We start from the raw sequence: 21514 nt of genomic DNA, 5'->3' as shown, positions 1-21514 counted from the left end.
TGGCAACTCAGCAGAAAGGGTAGGTTCGCAGCTGCAACAAGCTGTCGACAGGCGACCCAGCGTGCATAAGTGCGAACACGAGAAGAAAGTTTGCTGCCTTTCCATCAATAGTTCCGGTTGCCGGCAGCAAGTTTTTTAGAAGTTCTGAATCGATCTTTCGTCGCTTCAGATCGACATCTTTCAAGCCAGGCAACATAAATTGCATCGATGCATAGTAACTTGCCAATTTTTTGGCGGAATAAGCAAACTTTGCCAGTTTTCCCTATTGGTACGAACAACAATTGTATTGTAGCGTAATGGTGCCGACGCATGGGAAGTTCTACCCTTATAATAAGTGCGCGGCATTCGGGTTCAGTCCTCTTCTCGACAGGGTTTAGGCAGAACGCGTTACTAACCCATCGGCGGACGAAATCGGCTTGCGCCCTTCGTTCGCATAAAAAGCGGCGCAAAAGCCGCAAAGGATGTGCACAATGCTTGATCAGACGGAATTAAAGAGCAAACTGAGAGCAATTTCTGAAGCCAACGCAGCGCACCACGTGCTCGACATTCTTGAGTCAAATCTGCGCCGCATGGGGGCGACCCACATTTTGATTACCGGTCTGCCAATGCCAAATCGGCCGATCGACAATCTGGTGCAGCGCTTCCGTTGGCCCGATCAGCGCAATGACGGCATTGAAAGCACTTCGCTTTCAGCCAATGACAGCGCATTGATGCTGGGTCTCGGCTCAAACAGGGCTCGCGTCTGGACCATCACCGCCGGCGATATGGAACATTCCGATCTACTCGCATCCGCAGGTGAAGGCAGCCAGATTGTCGTTGTTCCCGTAACCGAGCTTTATCCGTTCCAAGCCTTTGTCTTTGCAAGCGGTCCTTCGCTTCAGGTCAACAAGTATGACCTTGCAAATCTGGAAGTCCTTGCTGCTGCAGCCTTCTCAAGGTTGCGCGAACTCGGTGTCGTTTCCGGACAGCGTCCGGGAGCTCTTTCGACGCGCGAACGCAGGGTGTTGGAACTGACGGCCTATGGCAAAACGGCCGGTGAAATCGCCGACGTTCTGGATATCTCACAACGCACCGTTCATGCCCACCTGCAAAACGCAAGCGTGAAACTGAACGCCTCCAACAAGACACACACCGTTGTCGAGGCACTGCGCTACGGGCAGATCAGCGTTTAGAATTCTGTGATCAAACCAGCGAAGCTGGGCACGATTACACAGCGAAAAAGGCGCGCAATTTGCGCGCCTTTCTCTTTTTTAATCAGTTCACTATCGCGATTTCTTAATAGCTCATCATAGGTGGCAGTTCTTTCGCCTGCTCCACCCACTTGGTAACCTGTGTTTCACTCGGGACCTGGCGCACGAGTTTCTTGTCCTCGTTGACCTCTTGCATTTTGGCCGCAAGATTGGCTGCATTGCGGTGCTTGAGTTCCTTCACCGTATCGACGCCAGCGGCCTCCAGAAGTTCAGAATACTCTTCCCCAACACCGCTGATACGCATCAGATCGGCCATGTTGGCCCATTTCAAAATGCGCTTGCCTTCAATGCCTGTCTCGTCTTCGAGCGCCTTGCGGCCCTTCGGGTCCTTGGCACGCTCAAGATAAGCTTCGGTCGTCTTGATGCCGAGCTCACCAAGCTTGGCGGCATATGTCGGGCCGATGCCCTCGATTTCGTCGATGGAATAAGCCATCCGCACAGTACTCCCTAAATCAACCGGCAACCGAACCCTGGGACAGTCATAGGATTTGGCTCAGCCCCGGAATTTGTGAAACCACGTCATCCACAACATCGTCCCCCGCTTTTTCCTTAGCATAGGAAATGAGTTCTTTGGCAACACTTTGAACGCCATCCATATCCAGACCGGCACTATTCAACTCATTGAGTGCTGCCATGGCGCCCATGCCACCGCCCATCATGCTGCCGAGACCACCCAGGAGCCCCCCACCGCCGCCATTTTCTTCGCGCGCTTCGACCAGGGCCTGGGCACCGGGGAGAGCATCAAAAATGAGCTGCATCTTGTCTTCAGGGCCTTCCTTGTTCAGGAAGCCGAGAATTATGCCGACAGCATTGGTCGCCAGGCCTTCGTCGATTCCTGCTGCGGCCATGATGCGATTGATGAGCTCTTCCATGTCGTTCTCCTAAAACGTTTCCTGCACCCCGGACTTCCAGGTGCGAGTCAGACACCTCTATACAGGTCCGAAATTGGTTCCGTCGATGGGATAACACATCGCGTGCGCGCATTTTTGAAAAGGCTTTGCTAGGCTGGCACAAATCATTCGGATTCGAAGGGGGTCGGTGAGACGTGAAGGCAAAGGACAGTATCTTTATCGGTTCAAGCGGCAAGAACGAAATGCTGGCTCTGAAACTTGCAAACCGACACGGCCTGATCGCCGGCGCTACCGGTACCGGGAAAACCGTTTCCCTGCAGATTCTGGCAGAAGGTTTTTCAAAGGCCGGCGTGCCCGTGTTTTGTGCCGATATCAAAGGCGACCTGTCCGGTCTTGCCGCCGAAGGTGTGTCAAAGGACTTCCTGGAAAAGCGCGCCAAGGAAGTCGGATTGGGCAAAAGTTACGAATACAAGGCTTTTCCGTCCGTCTTTTGGGATTTGCTGGGCGAACAGGGTCACCCGATCCGCACGACCGTTTCTGAAATTGGGCCGCTGCTACTGGCCCGCCTTCTGGAACTCAACGACACGCAGGAAGGTGTGCTCAACGTCCTGTTCGAAATTGCTGACGACGAAGGCATGTTGCTCCTGGATCTGAAGGATCTGCGCGCGATGCTTGCCCATGTTGCAGAAAGGGCATCGGAACTTTCTACCGTTTACGGCAATGTTTCCAAGTCGTCCGTCGGCGCCATTCAGCGCCGCCTCCTGGTTCTTGAACGCCAGGGCGGCGAAAATTTCTTCGGGGAACCCGCGCTCGACATCCGTGACTTCATCCGCACGGCTCCAGACGGACGTGGCATCGTCAACATACTGGCGGCTGACAAGCTGATGACATCCCCTCGCCTATACGGCGTTTTTCTCTTGTGGCTGCTGTCTGAACTGTTTGAGGAATTGCCGGAAGTCAGCGACCCGGAAAAGCCGAAGCTTGTCTTCTTCTTCGACGAAGCCCACCTGCTTTTCAGTGACGCCCCCAAAGCTCTTGTTGAAAAAGTCGAGCAGGTCGTGAGGTTGATACGCTCAAAGGGTGTCGGCGTCTATTTCGTCACGCAGAACCCCCTCGACATTCCCGAAACAGTGTTGGCTCAGCTTGGCAACCGTGTGCAGCACGCCCTTCGAGCCTTTACACCAAGAGATCAGAAAGCCGTCAGGGCAGCGGCAGAAACCTTCCGGCCAAACCCGGACCTCGACACGGAACGGGTCATCACTGAACTCGGCGTCGGCGAGGCTTTGGTCTCAACGCTGGAAGGCAAGGGCATTCCGTCAATCGTACAGCGCACGCTCATACGGCCCCCCTCATCACGCCTTGGCCCGATCAAAAAGGGCGAACGTCGATCCTTGATCCAGTCCAGTCCGATATTCGGTCTTTATGAACGCACCAGGGACAGAACGTCAGCTTACGAAATCCTCATGGGCCGGGCAGAAGAAGAGCAGCGACAGGAGCAGCGCCGCCGCGACAAGGAAGACAGCTACGCCAAAAAACATGGCGAGCCCCGCCGGTCCCGATCCGGATTTCAACTGCCTGACTTTGGCCGCGATGACAGGCCGCGCAAGGACAGTCGGCAACGCAGCAGTCGGCGCCGCAGTCAGCGCGATACCGTGCTGGAAGCAGGGCTCAAGTCTGCGGCAAGAAGCCTGGGCACCTCACTCGGAAAAGCTCTGGTGAGAGGACTTCTCGGTTCTCTCAAGCGTGGCAACTGACACAAATGCCTGCCAAGTCATCTTCGCCGAATGACGTTGAGCGTCGAGCGCTTGGCATTTCCAAATGGTCCAATCTCTTCATGGCAGCAGCCGGGATCTTGACCGCATGGTTGTCAAGATCGGACGCCATGCTCGTGGACGGTCTTTATTCTGCAGTCAATTTTGTCTCGGCCATTGCTGCGGCGCGGATTGGCGCAAGGGTCGGATTGCCGCCAACGCGGAGCCGTCCCTGGGGACAGGACTTCGACGAGGTTCTTTATGTAACCTTTCGAAGTCTGATCCTGATTGGCGTGCTGGTCTTTGCTGCCATCATCTCTTGCACCAAGATCTGGACCTTCTTCAGCGGTGGATCGGTTCCCGAACTCGTCTTTGGACCGATTGCCATATACGCAGTTGTCATCGTCGCGATCTGCCTGGGGCTGGCTTACAACTTTCATCGCGCCTACCGCATAACCGGCCGTCGCAGCGAAATACTGCGCACAGAAGCACGGGCTGCCCTCATTGACGGCGCTTTGAGTGTTGGTTCCGGGGCAGCGCTTTTATCTCTACCGTTCCTCGAAGAGACCCCGCTGGCTCCATACGTCCCGATCGGCGACGCAGTCATCGTCCTGGTTCTGATCCTCGCCATCGTCTGGCAACCGCTCTCTACCTTTCGCAAAACCCTGGCTGATCTCGCAGGGGTCAGTGCACCAAGCGGCACTCACACCAAAGCCACCCGTACTGCCCGTGACCTGGCGAGTGAATATGGTTTTCACTTTCACCGTGCTGCCGTACTTCAGGCTGGACGCATGCACTTTGTGGCCGTCTACCTAGATCCGAAGCGAGCTGTGCTTGCCCATGAGATCGATGCGTATAGAGACAAGCTGTCCGCAAGGCTGGAAGACAGGATTGGTCCCACGCGCGTGGAAGTCATACTGACTGCGAACGATCTTCTGGAGAAGAAGGCGGCAAACAGCCGAACACGCTGATCGCAATCTTGCAAGAATTCGGCACAAGCCGGCTTCTCAATGGAATATCCAATTGCGCTGACCGCTCGGTTGTGGCCTGTTAGGCGTTTCTGTAGGAGCCTGAGTCCCTCGGGCTTTGTGCAATCTGTTCCAATATCGGGGATCCGTTATGAGTTCCATCGACAAGGTTCTGGCGCGCATTGACGCCAACCTAGACACCAGTCTTGACCGTCTCTTCGACCTGCTGAAGATCAAGAGCATCTCCACCGATCCTGAGTTCAAGGCGCCATGCCGCCACGCCGCAGAATGGTTGGCGAAGGAGCTGACGGAAATCGGCATCGAAGCGTCTGTGCGGGATACGGCGGGACATCCCATGGTCGTCGGCCACAAGAAATCCGGAAAGCCAGGGCCGCACGTACTCTTTTACGGGCACTACGACGTGCAACCGGTGGACCCGCTCGAGCTTTGGAAGAATGACCCGTTTGAGCCCAGCATCGAAACCAAGGATGATGGAACCAAGATCATTGTTGCTCGAGGTTCCTCTGACGACAAAGGTCAGTTGATGACCTTCGTTGAAGCCGCACGTGCATTTATCGCCGAAACAGGCGACTTGCCCGTTGATGTGACCATCTTGTTCGAAGGTGAAGAAGAATCCGGCTCTCCCTCTCTTCAACCCTTCCTGCAGTCACACAAGGACGAACTGTCTTGCGACCTCGCCCTCGTCTGCGACACAGGAATGTGGGACGCTGAGACACCGGCCATTGCAGTCATGCTGCGTGGCATGGTTGGGGATGAGATCATCGTCAGGGCCGCCAGCCGGGATCTCCATTCGGGCATGTATGGCGGTTCCGCACAGAACCCCAACCACATTGTGGCCGATGTTATTGCAGGTCTTCATGATGCAAACGGCAAGGTTACCCTGCCCGACTTCTATGACGGCGTCATCGAAATGCCGGAAAATGTAAAAGAACTCTGGGAAACACTCGGTTTCTCGGTCGAGGAATTCCTCGGCGATGTCGGTCTGAAATATCCACGTGGAGAAAACGATCGAACACCGCTGGAGCATCTTTGGACACGGCCAACCGTTGAAGTGAACGGCATGTGGGGCGGCTATCAGGGAGCCGGCTCGAAAACCGTGATCCCGGCGGAAGCGCACGCCAAGTTCACTTTCCGCCTTGTCGGTGATCAGGACCCGGACAAGGTTCAGGAATCATTCCGGGCCTATGTGCGTTCAAAAATCCCTGAAGACTGCAGTGTTGAGTTCATTGCGAAAGACGGCAGCCCGGCCCTCAGGCTTGATTTCGACATGCCCGCCCTGGAAAAAGGCAAACGAGCGCTGCACGACGAATGGGGCAAGGACACAGCCCTCATCGGCATGGGTGGGTCAATCCCGATCGTCGGCGACTTTAAACGCATGTTGGGCATGGACACGCTGATGATCGGTTTTGGACTGGAAGACGATCAAATCCATTCCCCGAACGAGAAATACAATCTCACCAGCTTCCACAAGGGCATTCGCTCGTGGGCGCGTGTCCTCGATGAATTGTCGAAAGATTGAAAACCTGATCAACGGCCGATCCGATGGTCGGCTCGGCCCAGTGTCATGGAGAAGGCATTCATGAAATCCATCTGCGTTTTTTGCGGCTCCAGCTATGGCGCTCAGGAGGCCTACGGCCTTTCTGCCAAGGAGACCGGTCGCGTGATTGCGGAAAACGGCTATCGGTTGGTCTATGGCGGGGCCAAGGTCGGTCTGATGGGAACAGTCGCGGATGCCGCCCTGGAAGCAGGCGGTGAGGTAATTGGCGTATTGCCGCGCTCGCTGCAGGAGAAGGAAATCGGCCACGAGGGTTTGAACGAGTTATACCTTGTCGGCTCCATGCATGAGCGCAAGGCACTCATGGCTGATTTGTCGGACGCGTTCATCGCCCTCCCCGGCGGCGTCGGCACTCTGGAAGAAATCTTTGAGGTCTGGACCTGGGGACAACTTGGCTATCACCAAAAGCCCTGCGGATTTTTGAATATTGAAGGATACTACGATCAGCTGGTTGCGTTCCTTGATCATCAGACCCAGGAAGCTTTCACGAAAAAGGCGATGCGCGACATGGTTCAGATCTCCGACTCGCCGTTGGACCTGATCGGGAAATTCGAGAATTATAGTCCTCCATCAACCCCTAAGTGGATCAAGAGGGACGAAACCTGACCAACCGCCTTGCCTGATACCGCCGAGCCGCTACGGAAAGCGATACGAACTGTCCACAGGGGTGCGACCGGTCTTTGCAAACAAGACGTTAGTTGCTAAGTCCTCTGTCATTCTCGCGCACTATTGTGCTGCAACACCCTGTTCGAGATGGTTTTATGCGTTTCAGTGCCGTCGCTTTTGCATGTCTATTTGCTCTTATTGGAACCGCTTGTTCCCCGACTGCCGACCTCGACGGGACTTCCGGGCGCTTGGTTCGCACCTCGGATCTGACCCTTGTTCAGATTACGGAAGACAGCGTTGGCGGTATCACACCCGAAACTGCTTATGGCTCAAAGTCGATCGAAAGCGCCTTGCCGGGATTCACGACGGAAGGCATTCAGACCGCCGTTGAGAACAACACCGAATGGGCACTGGCCGCATTCAACAGTGATGGTTTTCAGGTCCTTCAGGTTTTCAAGGGCAACAACGGCAAGATCCGCACCGTGCATGGCGTCACGCACCATTTGCAGGGCCCCAATGGCGAGCGCATCGGCATGACCTTTTCTGAAGTGGGTACTGCTCGTTCCGACTGCCGGGTCGGCAAAAATCTTTGGCGTGGCATGGCCATTTGCAAGTCACGCGGACATCCGAACGTTCAACTGGTCTATGCGATTCCCGGCTACCAGGGCCCTTTCGACCAACTGCCCCCATCCAAGGATTTGTTTGACGCTGAAATGCAGCGAATCCTTTGGACGCCCAAGAGCTGACAACCGCGTGGATGCCAATTGCCGCGGCCTAGTTGGCAATCATTCGCGCAGCCGCTTCAAACATGTGGCTCCGATTTCACCATGACTTCGCCGACAGGCCGCCAGACGTTGCGCATCTTGAGTGCCTTTTCGGCCGTGTCCGCCAGATCCATCAAAATCGGCATACCCCGCTCTTGAATGAACGGAAGGGACTTTACGTCACCACCTGTCCAGGGAAGAAATGGATTTCGGCGCATATGCCAATGGATCTCAGAGCGAACCGTCGGCTTGTCGGAAGGCGTACGACCGTGAAAAGCAAAGGTATCGGCGACCACAAGCGTGTTCTCAGGAACCGCCATCTTGACCGGTTGCGGCAGGCCAAGGTCTGATAGTTCTTCCCGCTTGATCCGGAACGAGCCACTCGCGTGGTGTGACCGTGGATCCTTTGCCGCTGTCAACGAACACTCGTATTCCCAGTCGAGACGGTCTTTGGTTAGCTTGTGCGAGCCTGGCACAAAGAAAAAGGGACCATCCTCTTCACCAACGTCTTGAAGAAAGAGCCAGGCTTTTGAGGTGGCATGGAACGTGTCGGCATGTGCATCTGACTGAGGGTCTTTCTTCTTCACCTTTTGCGGCTCAACCAGCACAGTCTGAATAAAACTGAGCGGATGTCCGCCTTGCGAGGCCGCGTAGCGGATCATGTTAAGCGCGCGCGAGTCGCGTACGGCTTGTGCCAGCGCCGGGTTTTTGCTCAGAAGCGACGGCGGCAGCATGGTCATCCGCGTTACCGCCTGCCCTTGCCGCATTTCGCGTGCTTCCAGCGCCTGATTGAATACTTCTTCCTTTAGCTGAGCGTAGACCTCGGCAGGTAGGAAATCATGTACGAGAAAGTAGCCGTTTTCGTCGAAAAAAGTGTGCTCTTCCGGAGCAACAAGTCGTGCAAGACGAGCCCTGCGAGCCGCAGCCATGTTTGCAGCCAGTTTCACCCGCTTTTTATGCAGCCCCCAGGTATTCAGGCGTTCACTGCCAAGCAGCGGGTTTTTCCGAGGCGACTTGTCAGTCCCTGCCAGCCCAAGAACCCATAGCGGAGCTTTCAAATAAGAAAGGGGTGTCATGCTGTACCTGAAAAATCGTTGATCGAATTCGATGTTATTAACACGGCATCAGGTGAAACTGCCAAGTTAGAATGAGTTTCCAGCCGGATTTTGATCACACCTTGCCGATGAAGCGTCATGGTTCTCCCTTTTGCGGCAGTGACCTTTGCCTTTACCTGCGCTAAGCGTTGAACCATGGCACAGACATTCGACCCTTCTCGCCTTCTGCAGGATCTAAAAAACGGCAAACGTGCCGCACTCGCCCGCGCGATCACTTTAGTGGAATCAAAGAAGGCAGATCATCGACACCTGGCGCATCAGCTCATTCAGGATCTTTTGCCCCTGACAGGCAGGGCCATAAGGGTTGGCATAACCGGTGTCCCCGGGGTCGGAAAATCAACAACGATAGACACGCTCGGATCCAATCTGACGCATGCTGGTCACAGGGTCGCCGTTCTGGCGGTTGATCCCTCTTCCACCCGTACTGGGGGATCGATCCTTGGCGACAAGACACGGATGGCACGTCTCGCGGTAGACGAAAATGCCTTCATTCGCCCGTCACCATCCGCCGGAACGCTCGGAGGCGTTGCCGCCAAAACACGGGAAACGATGCTTCTTTGTGAAGCGGCAGGCTTTGACGTCATTCTGGTTGAAACCGTTGGCATCGGCCAATCGGAAACCACTGTTGCGGATATGGTCGATTTCTTTTTGGTTCTGATGCTGCCAGGCGCCGGGGATGAACTTCAGGGTATCAAAAAGGGTGTCCTTGAGATCGCGGACATGATTGCCGTCAACAAGGCTGAAGGCGAAGGTGCTCTTAGAGCCCGGTCGGCAGCTTCGGACTATCGGGCTGCTCTGCACATTCTTGCACCGAAGTCCCCCAACTGGTCTCCGCCTGTCGTCACAATCTCGGGCCTTGCGAATGAAGGCTTGCGAGAATTGTGGCAGCAAGTCCTTCACTATCGAGACAAGATGCAAGCAACTGGTGAATGGAACGACAAGCGCAGCCGGCAACAGGTTGCCTGGATGTGGGATATGCTGCAGCAGCGCATGATGGAGGCGCTCAAGACCAATTCGAAAACTGCAGGCCGCCTGAATCATCTGGAAGAGAGTGTGAGGGCTGGAAAAACGTCCGTCTCTCTTGCTGTGGATGAGTTGGCGGGTTTGATCGGTCTGGAGAATTAAGAGCCAATGTGCAGAGCGAACAAAACAATCCTTGTGACCGGCTTTTCGCCCTTTCCCGGAAGCCCTGTCAATCCGACGGAAATGTTGATGCACCGACTGCCAAAACGGCTGGGTCGAAAACATCGCGGTGTGTCCTTTGTCTTTGAGGTCTTGCCGACCAGCTGGGCAGGACGCGAAATGGAGACGGCTCGACTGCGCCGATCTGTAAAGCCTGATGCGATCATTCATTTCGGCGTTGATGGCACACGCCGCACAATCAACATTGAAACACGGGCCGTGAACCAGGCCGTGCGAGTGCGCCCGGACGCCGTCGGAGTTAGCCCCAGGCAACCGGAACTTCAGGCTAACGGCGAAAGATCGCGAAGCTCGACACTGCCAGCACGTGCCTTGCTTGAGGCGGCCAGAAGCAGTGGTGCACCGGTTAGGCTGTCCAACAACGCCGGTACTTACCTTTGCAACGCAACCCTTTGGGATTCCATCGGCTCAGGCATTCCAAGCATCTTCATCCACGTGCCAACGCTTCCCAAAGGCAAGATTGACACGCGCCCTTCCCTCCCATGTGTTGAGGATGCAGCGGTTCGTATTCTGCAAGAGACCGCAAGGCGTTTGCAAAGCAGCTGACACGGATCTGCGATTGTCGTCGCAGCCACGGACCTAGCGCCCCTCCTGGTCAAGCAGTCGCTCGACCTGACGGATACAGTCGCCGGCCATTTGCCCTGCCAGACCAGCACGGCCCAGAACTCTCAGACCAAAATAGATCGACAGAATTCCGCGTGCTGTTTCTCTTGCAGCTGCTTCGCTCAAGCGCTGGTCATCTATCAGAGCATGAAAAAAAGCGTTCTCCAGACGATGGACCATGGCCTGCAGTTTTGCTTCCGCTTCCTCGTCCTCAGCCGCCTTGTCGACAAGCGCATTGCACAAAAAGCATCCCAGTCGATCGCCGTTCCGCCGGACTTCTTCAGCAACTTTGCCAAACAGTCCCAGGATGCGGGCACGACCTGATCCCTGATTTGGATCTGTCAGAAAGGCAGCTGTCCCGCTGATGACCTTGTCGTTGTATCTTTCAAGTGCAGCAAGGTAGATGGACTGCTTGTCTTGAAAGGCCTTGTAAAAAGATCCCTTCGTGATCTCCATCGCCGCAAGAAGTTCAGACAAGGAGGCCTGTTCATAGCCGACTTGCCAAAACAGCCCCATGGCCTTGTCCATCGCCTCATCGGCATCAAATTCGCGCGGTCTCGCCATTCTACCTCCAAGATGGGTCACTCACAGACCTGTCACGTGCGATCACGGCCTTGTGTTTTGTACCAATTGGTTCCTAATACTATATCAAACATACCGAACAGAGACAAATATCCACGCGTTGTTAGGAACCAATTAGTTCCTAATTAGTGAGTTACAACCTTCTTTCGTTCGGCTGCTTGTTCAACACACGAACACTTACGTGGGAGAATTCTGAAATGTTCAAAAACCTGATCCGCGGCACAGCAGCTACGCTCGTTGTCTTTGCTGGACTTGTTTCCGGTGCCTTGGCCGCCGGAGCCGATGTCAACGCGACGATTACCGGCCTCGCACTTCGCGGTGTCGACCCGGTCTCTTATTTCACCAACGGCGCTCCTCAGGCCGGCGATTTCCAGATTACCGAAGTACATAACGGCGCAACCTATCGCTTTACTTCGGAAGAAAACCGCGACCTTTTCAAGGCTGACCCAGCCAAATACCTTCCGCAGTACGGTGGCTTCTGTGCCTTTGGTACGGCAATGGGCGTAAAAGTCGATGGCGATCCCGACCTTTGGAAGATCGTTGATGGCAAGCTCTACCTGAACCTTTCCCAGTCCATCCAGGAACGCTGGAACAAGGACATCCCGGGCCACATCACGAACGCCGACACCAACTGGACAGACATCAAAGACGTCTCCCCAAGCGATCTGTGATCCCCTCTTGTCACACTAGGATCGCTTGAAACACCGGCCGGGCGCACCTCCCGGCCGGTTTTTCTTGTTCAACGTCATCACCAGAGCAGGTTCCGGCACGCCCTTTGCTGAGTTCAGGTCAAACCCTGACATTGCCTCCCATTGTGGGACGCTTGAAAGCAATTGGCCCGTTAGATGACACGAGACTTAGCAAAACTGAGCCGCCGCACGTTTCTTGCCGGGACAGCACTGTGCCTTTCTGGGACAGCTGCCACCGCGCAAATGAAAGTTGCCGACCTCAGGGGATCCATCGATTCCGCGGATCTTGGGCTGCTTCCAAATGCTGCCGACGATCAGACTGCTCAGTTTCAAAATGCTGTTAACAGGGCGGTGGAACGCGGACGCGCGCTCTTTTTGCCTGCAGGAACCTATCCAGTCGCCAATCTTCGCCTTCCCTCCGGCACACTGATTGTCGGTGTCCCTGGGCGAACGCGTCTTGTCTATCAGGGCGGGGGCGGCCAGTTGGTGCGCGCCGAAGGCGTTACGAATATCGGTCTCACCGGCATAACTTTCGACGGCGCGAACCGCTCGATCGGTGATTTCACGGAAGGCTTGCTGCATTTCATCGGCGTGCGCAATCTGGTGATCGACAACTGCGAAATCGCGGGCTCAGCCAAAATGGGTGCCGTCTTGGACCGGTGTTCCGGGCGGGTTGAAAACTGCCGGATTTCGGGCGCAGCGGAAGCCGGCTTGCGTTCCAACGAGGCTGCCGGCCTGGCCATAACCGGAAACACTGTTACCGACTGTGCCAATGGCGGGATCTGGGTCCATCGCTGGCGTGAGGGCGAAGACGGAACAATCGTCTCCGGAAATCGGGTTGAACGCATCAGCGCCAGATATGGCGGTACCGGCCAGTTCGGCAACGGTATCAATGTATTTCGCGCCCACGGTGTGATGATCGCCAACAACCGGGTCGCGGATTGCGCGTTCTCAGCAATCCGGTCGAACACCGGCTCGAACGTTCAAATCATCGGCAATTCATGCCTACGGTCCGGCGAGACCGCGATCTATTCGGAATTCGGATTTCAGGGTGCTGTGATTTCCAACAATATCGTGGACGGTGGCACGACTGGCATCTCCATTGCCAATTTCATGGATGGCGGACGTATGGCGGTTTGTTCCGGCAATCTCATTCGCAACATTTCCGAAACCGGTCCCTACCCGCCGGAAGTCGCCGGCTTTGGTATCGGTATTGCCGCAGAAGCGGATACGGCCTTGACCGGGAACATTATTGAAGGCGCACCAAAGTTTGGAATGATGCTCGGATGGGGTCCTTATATGCGCAACGTGACAGCCTCACAAAACGTTCTCAAAGACTGCGGAACGGGTATTGCCGTGACAGTCGTTGATGGCGCAGGGCCTGCGGTCATCACCGGCAACATCGTCCAGGGTTCGAAACGAGGCGGCATCAACGGATTTCGCTGGCTGGAACGCGCCACGGGCGAATTGAACAACAATTCCGAGTTTTCGAACCTGACGGTCAACGGCAATCAGGTCGCCGCTTGAAAGCGTTAACGTTTAGCTACGCGCAAATCGCAAGGACAGACAGGATAATCCTCCGTCGACCTTGCGCGCTTCATGTGTTGGCAGGACCACAGTTTTAAAGCCAGCTTTCTCGATCGCTGCCAGCGTTCCCGGGTATCCCTCGGGCACAAGAACAACATCGTTCACCCGGATCACATTGGCAGCATAGTCCTCGCCTTCAGGCACAATCACGACCTGCCTACCGTCGAAAAACCCGCTCTCGGCCATGACACGTGTTGCAAGGATCACGCCGTCGCCAAGTGTGGAACAAGCCGTCTTGAAATGAAGAACTCCCTGGGGAGTTTCGCAAACTGCTGCGCGATACCCCCAATCACCCAGCAATTTCGCAAAGGCGTCAGCGCCATCCCTGTCGGTCCGTGCTGAAAGACCTATCAGGATAGTGTCGTCAAGCATCAGTACGTCGCCACCATCCACATGGCCATTGCCTGGCAGCACCTCCACCTTTTCAAAATGACTTTCCAGCGCGGCACGGATCTCCTTGCCTTCACCCAACCGGCTCTGTGTTCCAGGCCGCAGCTGGATGGCGGCATTTGGCAGACAAAATGCGGGATCTTCGACAAAACAGCTGTCCGGAAAGGCCTCAAGCGCCGGTAAAACATCGACACTCAGGCCTGCCTCTTGCAGAGCCTTGACATAGAGCTCATGCTCTTCGCGAAATTTTTCACCGCTCGGGTCACCGCTATCGACCGCCCGGATACCGTTGGCAACACTGTTGGCAGGCGTTCGGGTAATCGCATGTGTAAACTGAAATGACAGGCCGGGGCGGTGCGTCATAACGGATCTCCAATGAACAATACTTCTGCCATCACAGCCATTCGAAAGGCTGAATTGCAAGACGCAGCAGCCCTGAAAACGTGCATTGAAAGGGCCTATGCACCAGTAAGAATAAAGCTCAGCGATCTGCCGGATGTTTCTGCCGGAATTGATGAGGACATCGCCGACAACGAAGTGTTCATCGCAGAGACCGACAACCGCATAGCAGGCTGTGCAATTCTTTCCGTCAACGGACGCATCTCTCATTTGACCAACATTGCCGTTGATCCCGATTTCAAGGGACAAGGCGTTGGCAAGGCGTTGATTGGCGCTGTGGAAGACGCGGCGAGAACGAAAAAAATCCTCGCAATCCACCTTACGACCCACGTTGCAATGCCGGAAAATGTCGCGCTCTACAACCGATTAGGCTGGCAAGAGACACAAAGAGCCGGCAACAAGGTCCTGATGGAAAAGAAACTTTAAAGGCTCTAACACCAGTTAGGGCAACGCAGTTTTTAGGGCGCTCAATAACTCGTCTGTCGGCTTCATATGTCCCGCCTGTACGCCCCTGCGTGTCAAAATGGGCGGATTGACGAGACTGTCCAGAAGCGCCGCCTCTTCCTCGTTGAGTTCAAGTACGGCTTCCAGAATGGTGGCCATGATGACCTCTGCGGCCCGTGTTGCTCCGTCGTCGCATTTGAGCGCTATGCCGAAGCCAAGCTCAGGCACCGAGCCGCAAAAAACTCCTTCCGCTCCGGTTTTAACCAGGACGCGTCCGCGAAAGCCTTCCATGACCTTGGTACAGAAGCGATCGGCACCGGCCACCATATAGGGCTCATTGATGCAAGCGTTGTAGATCCGCTCGGCAGCCTCGGCTCGAAGTGGCTCAAGTCCCTCACCTGTTCCAAAGGATGCAAATGCGCGTGCAAGCCCTGTCAAAGGTGAGGCATAGGTCGGAATGGAACACCCGTCCGTGCCGCAAACGTCCTCGGAAAGAGTGGCACCTGTAAGCTGTTCCATCACCAGGCGGACTTCGCGCTGAACGGGATGACCAGGCTCGACATAGCCACGCGTGTCGACACCCATGACCTTTGCAAGACCCAGAAAACCGGCATGCTTGCCAGAACAATTGTTGTGCAGTCCGGTTGGTGTTTCGTCGGTCAGGATCAGTTTTGCCGCATCTTCCATACGCTGCGGCCATTGCGGCCCGCATTCCAGATCGTCTTCGGTAAGGCCTGCCTTCATCAGCATAACCTTGGCCGAGCTGGCGTGCACTTCTTCCCCGCTGTGCGAGGCGCAGGCTAGCGCCAGCTCCGCATCGCTGAGGTCCAGTGCGTCAGCGGCACCGGATTCAACAAGCGGGATTGCCTGAAGGGCCTTTATCGCGGATCTTGGAAAAACCTTCGCATCGACATCCCCAATGCTGCACACGATGTTGCCGGAGGCATCTGAAATCGCGACACAGCCACGATGCAGGCTCTCGGTGAGATTGCCGCGTGTGACATCGACCAGTACCGGATTGTCCATAAAGTTTCTCATCTTGAAAACATGTCTTTTCAGGCTAGGCAGATTCGGTTTGTACTGCAGTCAAAAAAGTTCTTAGCCGCATGAGCGCTTCGTCGATCACCGCATCCCGCTTGCAAAAGCAAAACCGGATGAAGCCGGTCGGAGCTTCACTGCCATAAAAGGCGGACACGGGAACGGCTGCAACACCTGCGCGCTTGACCAGTGTTTCACAGACTTCCACATCCGTCGCCCCGAGACCGAGATTGCTGACATCACAGGTCAGGAAATAAGTGGCCGCGCATGGCAGAACCGAAAATCCGAGGTCGCTGAGGCCCCTGGCCATCCGATCCCGTTTTTCGGACAGGTCTCCCACCAGACCTTCAAAGTAGGCATCATCTTTGCCAAGGCCAAACGCAACGGCTTTTTGCAGGTTCGGCGGAGTTGTGAACGTGACCCATTGATGGGCCTTCGCAATCGGGTCGATCAATGGCGCTGGTCCGGTGATATATCCCACCTTCCAGCCGGTCAGAGAAAAGGTCTTGCCGGCGGAGCCGACACGCAGCGTGCGCTCGCGCATACCGTCAAAAGCCATCAACGGCCTGTGTGCCGCCCCATCAAAAACAAGATGCTCGTAAACTTCGTCGCATATGGCGTAGGCATCATGTTCTTTGCAAAGGTCTGCCACCAGCTGAAGTTCCTCGTCGGAAAAAACCTTCGCTGTCGGGTTCATGGGATTGTTGATCAGGATAGCTTTTGTCTTTTCGGAAAAAGCGTCGCGTAGAGCCGCCTCGTTCAACGACCAATCCGGAGGCGTCACCCTCACCCGAACAGGAACTCCGCCCGCTTGCCTGACCAGCGGCAGATAACAATCATAGAGCGGTTCGATCAGCACAACTTCATCGCCAGGCGAGACCAGTGCGAAGATGCAGTCCGCCAAGGCTTCCGTCGCACCGGAAGTCACAATAACTTCACTCCCGGCGTCGATATCGAGGTCGTAGAACCTTTTGTTGGCTGCAGCCACGGCTTGACGCAATTCAGGAAGACCCAACATCGGTGGGTACTGGTTGGGGCCATCAACAAGCGCTTGAGCTGCCTTTTGACGGATGTCTTCAGGCCCATCGACATCAGGAAACCCTTGACCAAGGTTCACCGCCTCATGGGCCATGGCAAGCCGGGACATGGTCTCGAAAACGGTAGTATCGATACCGGTGAAGACAGGATTGGTGGGCTTCATATTTCCTCCCGCAGATCCGGCGTTTCTACTGTGCACCAGTCTCCCCGTCGAGCCCTTTGTCATCCCTCGGCTCATGCTTTGCCGCAATGAACACTGGATTGATGGAAGCATGGTTTGACTCCGGCCTAACCACGGCATCTGATACCCGGCATTAAGAAGTCGCTGCGGGAGACGGTCTATGCTGAGCGTGATCATTGGAATTCTGGCCATTGTAATCGGAGCTGCCGCGTTCATGCGCCGGACCGGAGCACCCGTTGGTAGTCACCGTCTCTTGAGGTTCGTCAGCAGCCGTGCCGTGGGTGTCGTCATGATACTGATCGGCGCATTCATGCTGATGTCGACGTCCTTTATTCTTGTCGACGCAAACGGCGTCGGACACTTGAAACGGATTTACGCCTTCAAGGAATTGCCTGAAGGCCGCATCATCGCGCTGGATGGAGAAAAGGGCCCGCAGGCGCAGATCCTTGGTCCCGGATTTCATTTCATACCGCTGGTCCGCGTTCTTTATGACTTCGAAGAGTGGGACGTTGTGACCATTCCTGAAGGCTATTACGGACAGCTTACGGCCCTCGACGGAAGCGCCATGCCGACGGGCATGTTCATGGCTCCGGCCATTCCCGATGCTGAAGTCGGGGATATGCTCAAGGCAGATAGCTTCCTGACGAAAGGGGGAATCCGCGGACCGCAGGAAACGGTTTTGAAGCCTGGGCAATATCGCCTCAACCGCTACCTGTTTGATATTCGCCTGGATGAGAACACCGACGCGACCATTATTCCGGCGGGTCATGTCGGCGTTGTAAAATCCAATGTCAGTCAACCCGGCATCAACTGTGTCGAAGAGGAAGTCTCTGCGTCTGCTGTCTCGCGCGAAGCTCTCACAGTTCCTCTCGTCCCACGTGGCTGTGTCGGTATCTGGAAAGACCCACTCTTTCCGGGCGCTTACTACCTCAACCGTCAGGCCTATGAAGTCACGCTTGTCGACACCCGTGTTCAGACCTGGGAATACAAGGGCGGATACACGAAGCGGATCATTGATCTTTCCGTCGATCAGCAAGGCAATATCCAACAAAACGAGCGCTCCGTTCAGGAACGGATCCCTGAGGAAGCCGCGGACCGGGCTGTCTTCGTCAAGGTAGAAGGATGGGACATCCCGCTTGAACTCAGAGCTTTGGTTCAGGTCGACCCTTCCAACGCTCCTGTCGTTGTCGGATCGGTCGGTGGTCTGGGAGAAATTGAAAACCGGATCCTGACGCCGGCCATTCGCTCGATCGTGCGCAATGTCGCTGGCGCTTCCATCAGGGTCCCGGACAAAAATGCGGACGGAACCGCAACAGAGCCGCAAACTTATACCCTCCGGCCGACGCGCGTGCTGGACCTGATCGAAAACCGGGATGCTCTTGAACAGACCATCGAGCAGCAGATCAAGGTGGAAGGCAACAAGGCCGGCGTCGACATCAGGGAGATTCGCCTTGGTGAACCAGCAATCCCGCCGGAACTGCTGGTGTCACGCCTGCGCGTTCAGCTCGCCGATCAGTTGTCGACCGCATATGAGCGCGAGACCGACGCCCAGCAGAAACGCATTGAGACCGAACAGGCCCGCTCCACGGCAGATGAGCAACCAAGACTTGTGGAAGCCCAAATTGCCGTTCAGGTCGCAAACCAGCGTGAGCAGGAACGTGCTGCGCTTGGCCGGGCTGAACGGCAATATCTGGAAGAACTTGCCAGAGGCCAGCGGGCTCAGGTGGATGTGCTCGGCCAGGACCGTGTTGCACTGCTGCAAGCACTTGAAAAACTGCTGACGTCTCTGGAACGCAAGCCTGAACTTGTTGGGCTGGTTGGCAAGCTTGTCCCGAATACGGTTGTAGGCGGCGACAGCGGCTTTGCAGGTGCAGCAGCCCTTCTCGGCGCCAGTCTGGGCGGAGTTCAGGGGCAGACTTCAAATCCCGGCCGTCCTGCAGCCCAGCAATAACTCAGAACAAGGCACGCCTTTAAGATGGGCCGTTGCAAAGTTATTGAGACCACCAAACCTGTGTTGCAAGTCTGGGATCCGTTTTGATTGTTACGCTTAGACCGGACTGTCTGAAAGCTGACAAAGACTGGAAATTTCGGAGAAGAAATGAATTCCTTGAAAGCACTTTTGGCGATCATCCTGATTCTGGGCTCTATTAAGGCAGTGTCCTCGCAGGAGGTCAGCCAAAGCGAATTTGTTTATGTGTCGGAGCTGGCAAGTTCTGGATATGAACCCTTTGCGGTCAGCAGTACCGCATCGGCCAGTTTCGGCATGAAAAAGGGAGCCACGATGTATCTCTGCTTCCTTGCCGACAACGACGCGCGTTCCCTGAAACGCCGCGAGGTCATTCGAAAAACCTTCGAGGACGAAAACGCGCCCAGAATTCTGCCAAGCATTCCCGTTGTTTGTGTTCTTGCTCAATAGCATCGAGATTTCAGAATCAATTCAGGCTTGGATGCCTTGGTTTGCCCTAGGATTTGTCGCAACAGTTGCGAATACCCTTGAAGCACTTCAAAGAATTGACATGAAGACTGGAAATCCAGTGTTCATCTGAGGCAAGCTCGGCGGAATTTGAAAGAGTTTCAAAGACCACTGCTTTTGGGCGCGATCAAGATTTTATAGGTCTACAGAAGCACTTACCTCAAAGATATCGACTGGCACTTGGGGCAATTGAGGGTGAAACCTTGTGACCGGATCTTGCAAGGGGTGGACAACTGCATGGCTGCTATCCGCTCACAGTCTTGCTGCATTGCGGAAAATCGACTACAACGCCCTAAATTGATTTAGGTCAATAGTCTTGCCGTTTCCGGCCTGGGCGGACCTTCACCAGCAAACATATACAAAGTGGAGCATGTCTTGACCGCACGTGCCGAGGCCGTTGCGCCTGTGAAATCGACAAAACTCGATGCTTCGCGCATCAAGACCGAGCTGCTTGCGGGACTGACCGTCGCACTGGCTTTGGTTCCTGAAGCCGTGGCTTTTGCCTTCGTTGCCGGCGTCAATCCGCTGGTCGGCCTCTACGCCGCCTTTTTCGTCGGATTGATCACTGCCTGCATCGGCGGCCGTCCCGGCATGATCTCCGGTGCAACCGGCGCACTTGCCGTCGTCATGGTTTCGCTGGTCGCCCAGCACGGTGTGGAATACCTGTTCGCCACCGTCGTCCTGATGGGTATCCTTCAAATTGGTGTCGGTCTGCTGAAATGGGGCAAATTCATTCGAATGGTGCCGCACCCGGTTATGCTCGGCTTTGTCAATGGGCTGGCGATCGTGATTTTCCTGGCGCAGCTCGGGCAATTCAAGGTTCCGGACGGTGCTGGAGGCCTGACATGGATGACCGGTTCGCAGCTCTATCTCATGTTTGGTTTGATCGCCCTGACGATGGCCGTGATCTGGCTCTTGCCGAAGGTCACAACGGCGTTCCCGGCGCCCCTTGCCGGCATTCTGGTTGTCTCTGCACTGGTGCTCGGCTTCAATCTGGACACGCGCTCTGTCGGCGATCTTGCCTCCATTTCAGGCGGCCTGCCGGAGTTTCACATTCCGCTGGTGCCGCTGAACCTGGAAACGCTGCAGATCATTCTGCCTTACGCCGTCATTCTGGCGGCAATCGGCCTGATTGAATCGCTGCTGACACTGAACCTCGTCGCGGACCTGACGAACACGAAAGGCGGTGCCTCCAAGGAATGCCTTGCCCAGGGTACGGCAAACGTTGTTACGGGATTCTTTGGCGGTATGGGTGGCTGTGCCATGATCGGCCAGTCGATGATCAACGTGAAGTCCGGTGCCCGCACCCGCATCTCCGGTATTGCAGCTGCCCTTTTCCTGCTGTCATTCATCGTTGTCGCATCTCAGTTGATTGAGCAAATTCCCGTCGCTGCCCTGGTGGGTGTGATGTTCATGGTGGTGATCGGCACGTTTGCTTGGGCCAGCTTGAAGATCGTCCATAAGATCCCTCTGACAGACGCGCTGGTGATGGTCATCGTAACCGGCGTAACGGTCTATGCCGACCTTGCGGTCGCCGTTGTCGTTGGCGTAATCATCTCAGCTCTTGCCTATGCCTGGAACGCAGCCAGCCGCATCAGCGCGCGCATTGGTAAGAGCAAGGAAGGCTGGAAGGTCTATCGCCTGTCAGGGCCCCTCTTCTTTGGCTCCACGACCGGCTTTGTTGACCTCTTCAATCCGCAGAACGACCCTGACGATGTGGTTGTCGACTTCATCGACAGCCGCGTGGTCGATCACTCGGGACTGGAAGCGATCGACGCATTGGCCTCAAAATACGAGGCCGTCGGCAAGCGCCTTCATCTCAGGCACCTGTCACCGGATTGCCAACGTCTGCTCGACAAGGCGGGCAACCTTGTTGAAGTCTCCGTCCTGGAAGATCCCGATTACGAGATTGCGGTTGACTACGGGCATACGTTCGATGAACCCGAACCGGCCAAAACAACCTGATGCATTAGATGCAACAATCGAATTGCGTTTGAGACCCGCGGAAC

Annotated in this window: 21 protein-coding genes; 14 read left to right on the top strand and 7 right to left on the bottom strand. The window is 55.5% G+C overall.

The window, feature by feature from the left end:
• Positions 1 to 470 precede the first annotated feature (470 nt).
• Complete coding sequence (locus FIV00_RS30275; protein WP_152501197.1) at positions 471 to 1172, top strand: helix-turn-helix transcriptional regulator; 702 nt, start codon at positions 471 to 473, stop codon at positions 1170 to 1172.
• A 103-nt stretch (positions 1173 to 1275) separates the two neighbouring features.
• Here the strand turns inward: FIV00_RS30275 and FIV00_RS13280 are convergent, their stop codons facing one another.
• On the bottom strand, positions 1276 to 1683 hold the full coding sequence (locus FIV00_RS13280; protein WP_152501196.1) for a DUF4332 domain-containing protein: 408 nt from the start codon (positions 1681 to 1683) through the stop codon (positions 1276 to 1278).
• A gap of 46 nt (positions 1684 to 1729) precedes the next feature.
• Positions 1730 to 2122 carry a DUF2780 domain-containing protein gene (locus FIV00_RS13275; RefSeq protein WP_152501195.1) on the bottom strand — a complete coding sequence of 131 codons (393 nt, stop codon included), beginning with the start codon at positions 2120 to 2122 and terminating at the stop codon, positions 1730 to 1732.
• Between the two features lie 221 nt (positions 2123 to 2343).
• Between FIV00_RS13275 and FIV00_RS13270 the strand changes: the two genes are divergently transcribed.
• The 5 genes from FIV00_RS13270 to FIV00_RS13250 all read left to right on the top strand — a co-directional run bounded on the left by FIV00_RS13270 (position 2344) and on the right by FIV00_RS13250 (position 7748).
• Entirely contained in the window at positions 2344 to 3855 is a 1512-nt protein-coding gene (locus FIV00_RS13270) for a helicase HerA-like domain-containing protein (protein ID WP_247649416.1), read from the top strand.
• A 5-nt stretch (positions 3856 to 3860) separates the two neighbouring features.
• Complete coding sequence (locus tag FIV00_RS13265) at positions 3861 to 4823, top strand: cation transporter (protein WP_152501193.1); 963 nt, start codon at positions 3861 to 3863, stop codon at positions 4821 to 4823.
• Between the two features lie 148 nt (positions 4824 to 4971).
• Positions 4972 to 6360 carry a dipeptidase gene (locus tag FIV00_RS13260; protein WP_152501192.1) on the top strand — a complete coding sequence of 463 codons (1389 nt, stop codon included), beginning with the start codon at positions 4972 to 4974 and terminating at the stop codon, positions 6358 to 6360.
• A 60-nt stretch (positions 6361 to 6420) separates the two neighbouring features.
• Positions 6421 to 7002: a TIGR00730 family Rossman fold protein gene (locus FIV00_RS13255; RefSeq protein ID WP_152501191.1), complete on the top strand. Its 582-nt coding sequence runs from the start codon at positions 6421 to 6423 to the stop codon at positions 7000 to 7002.
• A gap of 248 nt (positions 7003 to 7250) precedes the next feature.
• Positions 7251 to 7748, top strand: coding sequence for a DUF1131 family protein (locus tag FIV00_RS13250; protein ID WP_209006921.1), 498 nt, complete (start codon positions 7251 to 7253; stop codon positions 7746 to 7748).
• A gap of 56 nt (positions 7749 to 7804) precedes the next feature.
• Here the strand turns inward: FIV00_RS13250 and FIV00_RS13245 are convergent, their stop codons facing one another.
• A complete protein-coding gene (locus tag FIV00_RS13245; protein ID WP_152501189.1) occupies positions 7805 to 8842 on the bottom strand; it encodes a phytanoyl-CoA dioxygenase family protein in 1038 nt (345 codons plus the stop codon).
• Between the two features lie 174 nt (positions 8843 to 9016).
• Here FIV00_RS13245 and meaB point away from each other — a divergent pair, with 174 nt between their 5' ends.
• Both meaB and FIV00_RS13235 read left to right on the top strand, forming a co-directional pair.
• Positions 9017 to 10006, top strand: coding sequence for a methylmalonyl Co-A mutase-associated GTPase MeaB (gene meaB, locus FIV00_RS13240; protein WP_152501188.1), 990 nt, complete (start codon positions 9017 to 9019; stop codon positions 10004 to 10006).
• Between the two features lie 6 nt (positions 10007 to 10012).
• Positions 10013 to 10627, top strand: coding sequence for a pyroglutamyl-peptidase I (locus FIV00_RS13235; RefSeq protein ID WP_152501187.1), 615 nt, complete (start codon positions 10013 to 10015; stop codon positions 10625 to 10627).
• Between the two features lie 33 nt (positions 10628 to 10660).
• Here FIV00_RS13235 and FIV00_RS13230 read toward each other — a convergent pair whose 3' ends face one another.
• Positions 10661 to 11248, bottom strand: coding sequence for a TetR/AcrR family transcriptional regulator (locus tag FIV00_RS13230; protein WP_152501186.1), 588 nt, complete (start codon positions 11246 to 11248; stop codon positions 10661 to 10663).
• Between the two features lie 215 nt (positions 11249 to 11463).
• Here FIV00_RS13230 and FIV00_RS13225 point away from each other — a divergent pair, with 215 nt between their 5' ends.
• Together FIV00_RS13225 and FIV00_RS13220 are read left to right on the top strand one after the other, a co-directional pair.
• Positions 11464 to 11937 carry a YHS domain-containing (seleno)protein gene (locus tag FIV00_RS13225; protein WP_152501185.1) on the top strand — a complete coding sequence of 158 codons (474 nt, stop codon included), beginning with the start codon at positions 11464 to 11466 and terminating at the stop codon, positions 11935 to 11937.
• A 174-nt stretch (positions 11938 to 12111) separates the two neighbouring features.
• Positions 12112 to 13482 (top strand): TIGR03808 family TAT-translocated repetitive protein, encoded by a 1371-nt coding sequence (locus tag FIV00_RS13220; RefSeq protein WP_209006920.1) that lies wholly within the window; start codon positions 12112 to 12114, stop codon positions 13480 to 13482.
• Between the two features lie 12 nt (positions 13483 to 13494).
• Here FIV00_RS13220 and FIV00_RS13215 read toward each other — a convergent pair whose 3' ends face one another.
• Positions 13495 to 14295, bottom strand: a complete 801-nt coding sequence (locus FIV00_RS13215; RefSeq protein WP_152501184.1) for a dimethylarginine dimethylaminohydrolase family protein — start codon at positions 14293 to 14295, stop codon at positions 13495 to 13497.
• A gap of 12 nt (positions 14296 to 14307) precedes the next feature.
• Between FIV00_RS13215 and FIV00_RS13210 the strand changes: the two genes are divergently transcribed.
• Positions 14308 to 14757, top strand: coding sequence for a GNAT family N-acetyltransferase (locus FIV00_RS13210; protein ID WP_209006919.1), 450 nt, complete (start codon positions 14308 to 14310; stop codon positions 14755 to 14757).
• A 15-nt stretch (positions 14758 to 14772) separates the two neighbouring features.
• Here FIV00_RS13210 and FIV00_RS13205 read toward each other — a convergent pair whose 3' ends face one another.
• Both FIV00_RS13205 and FIV00_RS13200 read right to left on the bottom strand, forming a co-directional pair.
• Complete coding sequence (locus tag FIV00_RS13205) at positions 14773 to 15801, bottom strand: asparaginase (protein WP_152501183.1); 1029 nt, start codon at positions 15799 to 15801, stop codon at positions 14773 to 14775.
• Positions 15802 to 15835: 34 nt separating this feature from the next.
• On the bottom strand, positions 15836 to 17014 hold the full coding sequence (locus tag FIV00_RS13200) for an aminotransferase (protein WP_152501182.1): 1179 nt from the start codon (positions 17012 to 17014) through the stop codon (positions 15836 to 15838).
• Between the two features lie 178 nt (positions 17015 to 17192).
• Between FIV00_RS13200 and FIV00_RS13195 the strand changes: the two genes are divergently transcribed.
• From FIV00_RS13195 to FIV00_RS13185, 3 genes are all read left to right on the top strand, one after another.
• Positions 17193 to 18983 (top strand): SPFH domain-containing protein, encoded by a 1791-nt coding sequence (locus FIV00_RS13195; protein WP_152501181.1) that lies wholly within the window; start codon positions 17193 to 17195, stop codon positions 18981 to 18983.
• A 147-nt stretch (positions 18984 to 19130) separates the two neighbouring features.
• The gene (locus FIV00_RS13190) at positions 19131 to 19448 is read left to right on the top strand and encodes a hypothetical protein (RefSeq protein WP_152501180.1); all 318 of its coding nucleotides are present in this window, start codon (positions 19131 to 19133) and stop codon (positions 19446 to 19448) included.
• A gap of 432 nt (positions 19449 to 19880) precedes the next feature.
• Positions 19881 to 21470: a SulP family inorganic anion transporter gene (locus FIV00_RS13185; RefSeq protein ID WP_173005980.1), complete on the top strand. Its 1590-nt coding sequence runs from the start codon at positions 19881 to 19883 to the stop codon at positions 21468 to 21470.
• The last annotated feature ends 44 nt before the right edge of the window (positions 21471 to 21514 follow it).

It is taken from the genome of Labrenzia sp. THAF82 (assembly GCF_009363435.1).
Classification (GTDB): domain Bacteria; phylum Pseudomonadota; class Alphaproteobacteria; order Rhizobiales; family Stappiaceae; genus Roseibium; species Roseibium porphyridii.
Note: the sequence above shows the minus strand (reverse complement) of the source record. Positions and strands in the feature narration are given on the sequence as shown.

What these genes read in the sequence shown, in the direction of transcription:
- FIV00_RS13275 (WP_152501195.1), bottom strand. Translation starts at nt 2,122, where the DNA reads ATGGAAGAGCTCATCAATCGCATCATGGCCGCAGCAGGAATCGACGAA.
- FIV00_RS13200 (WP_152501182.1), bottom strand. Translation starts at nt 17,014, where the DNA reads ATGAAGCCCACCAATCCTGTCTTCACCGGTATCGATACTACCGTTTTC.
- FIV00_RS13215 (WP_152501184.1), bottom strand. Translation starts at nt 14,295, where the DNA reads ATGACGCACCGCCCCGGCCTGTCATTTCAGTTTACACATGCGATTACC.
- FIV00_RS13260 (WP_152501192.1), top strand. Translation starts at nt 4,972, where the DNA reads ATGAGTTCCATCGACAAGGTTCTGGCGCGCATTGACGCCAACCTAGAC.
- FIV00_RS13205 (WP_152501183.1), bottom strand. Translation starts at nt 15,801, where the DNA reads ATGGACAATCCGGTACTGGTCGATGTCACACGCGGCAATCTCACCGAG.
- FIV00_RS13270 (WP_247649416.1), top strand. Translation starts at nt 2,344, where the DNA reads ATGCTGGCTCTGAAACTTGCAAACCGACACGGCCTGATCGCCGGCGCT.
- meaB (WP_152501188.1), top strand. Translation starts at nt 9,017, where the DNA reads ATGGCACAGACATTCGACCCTTCTCGCCTTCTGCAGGATCTAAAAAAC.
- FIV00_RS13195 (WP_152501181.1), top strand. Translation starts at nt 17,193, where the DNA reads ATGCTGAGCGTGATCATTGGAATTCTGGCCATTGTAATCGGAGCTGCC.
- FIV00_RS30275 (WP_152501197.1), top strand. Translation starts at nt 471, where the DNA reads ATGCTTGATCAGACGGAATTAAAGAGCAAACTGAGAGCAATTTCTGAA.
- FIV00_RS13265 (WP_152501193.1), top strand. Translation starts at nt 3,861, where the DNA reads ATGCCTGCCAAGTCATCTTCGCCGAATGACGTTGAGCGTCGAGCGCTT.
- FIV00_RS13245 (WP_152501189.1), bottom strand. Translation starts at nt 8,842, where the DNA reads ATGACACCCCTTTCTTATTTGAAAGCTCCGCTATGGGTTCTTGGGCTG.
- FIV00_RS13255 (WP_152501191.1), top strand. Translation starts at nt 6,421, where the DNA reads ATGAAATCCATCTGCGTTTTTTGCGGCTCCAGCTATGGCGCTCAGGAG.
- FIV00_RS13230 (WP_152501186.1), bottom strand. Translation starts at nt 11,248, where the DNA reads ATGGCGAGACCGCGCGAATTTGATGCCGATGAGGCGATGGACAAGGCC.
- FIV00_RS13220 (WP_209006920.1), top strand. Translation starts at nt 12,112, where the DNA reads ATGACACGAGACTTAGCAAAACTGAGCCGCCGCACGTTTCTTGCCGGG.
- FIV00_RS13190 (WP_152501180.1), top strand. Translation starts at nt 19,131, where the DNA reads ATGAATTCCTTGAAAGCACTTTTGGCGATCATCCTGATTCTGGGCTCT.
- FIV00_RS13280 (WP_152501196.1), bottom strand. Translation starts at nt 1,683, where the DNA reads ATGGCTTATTCCATCGACGAAATCGAGGGCATCGGCCCGACATATGCC.
- FIV00_RS13210 (WP_209006919.1), top strand. Translation starts at nt 14,308, where the DNA reads ATGAACAATACTTCTGCCATCACAGCCATTCGAAAGGCTGAATTGCAA.
- FIV00_RS13235 (WP_152501187.1), top strand. Translation starts at nt 10,013, where the DNA reads ATGTGCAGAGCGAACAAAACAATCCTTGTGACCGGCTTTTCGCCCTTT.
- FIV00_RS13225 (WP_152501185.1), top strand. Translation starts at nt 11,464, where the DNA reads ATGTTCAAAAACCTGATCCGCGGCACAGCAGCTACGCTCGTTGTCTTT.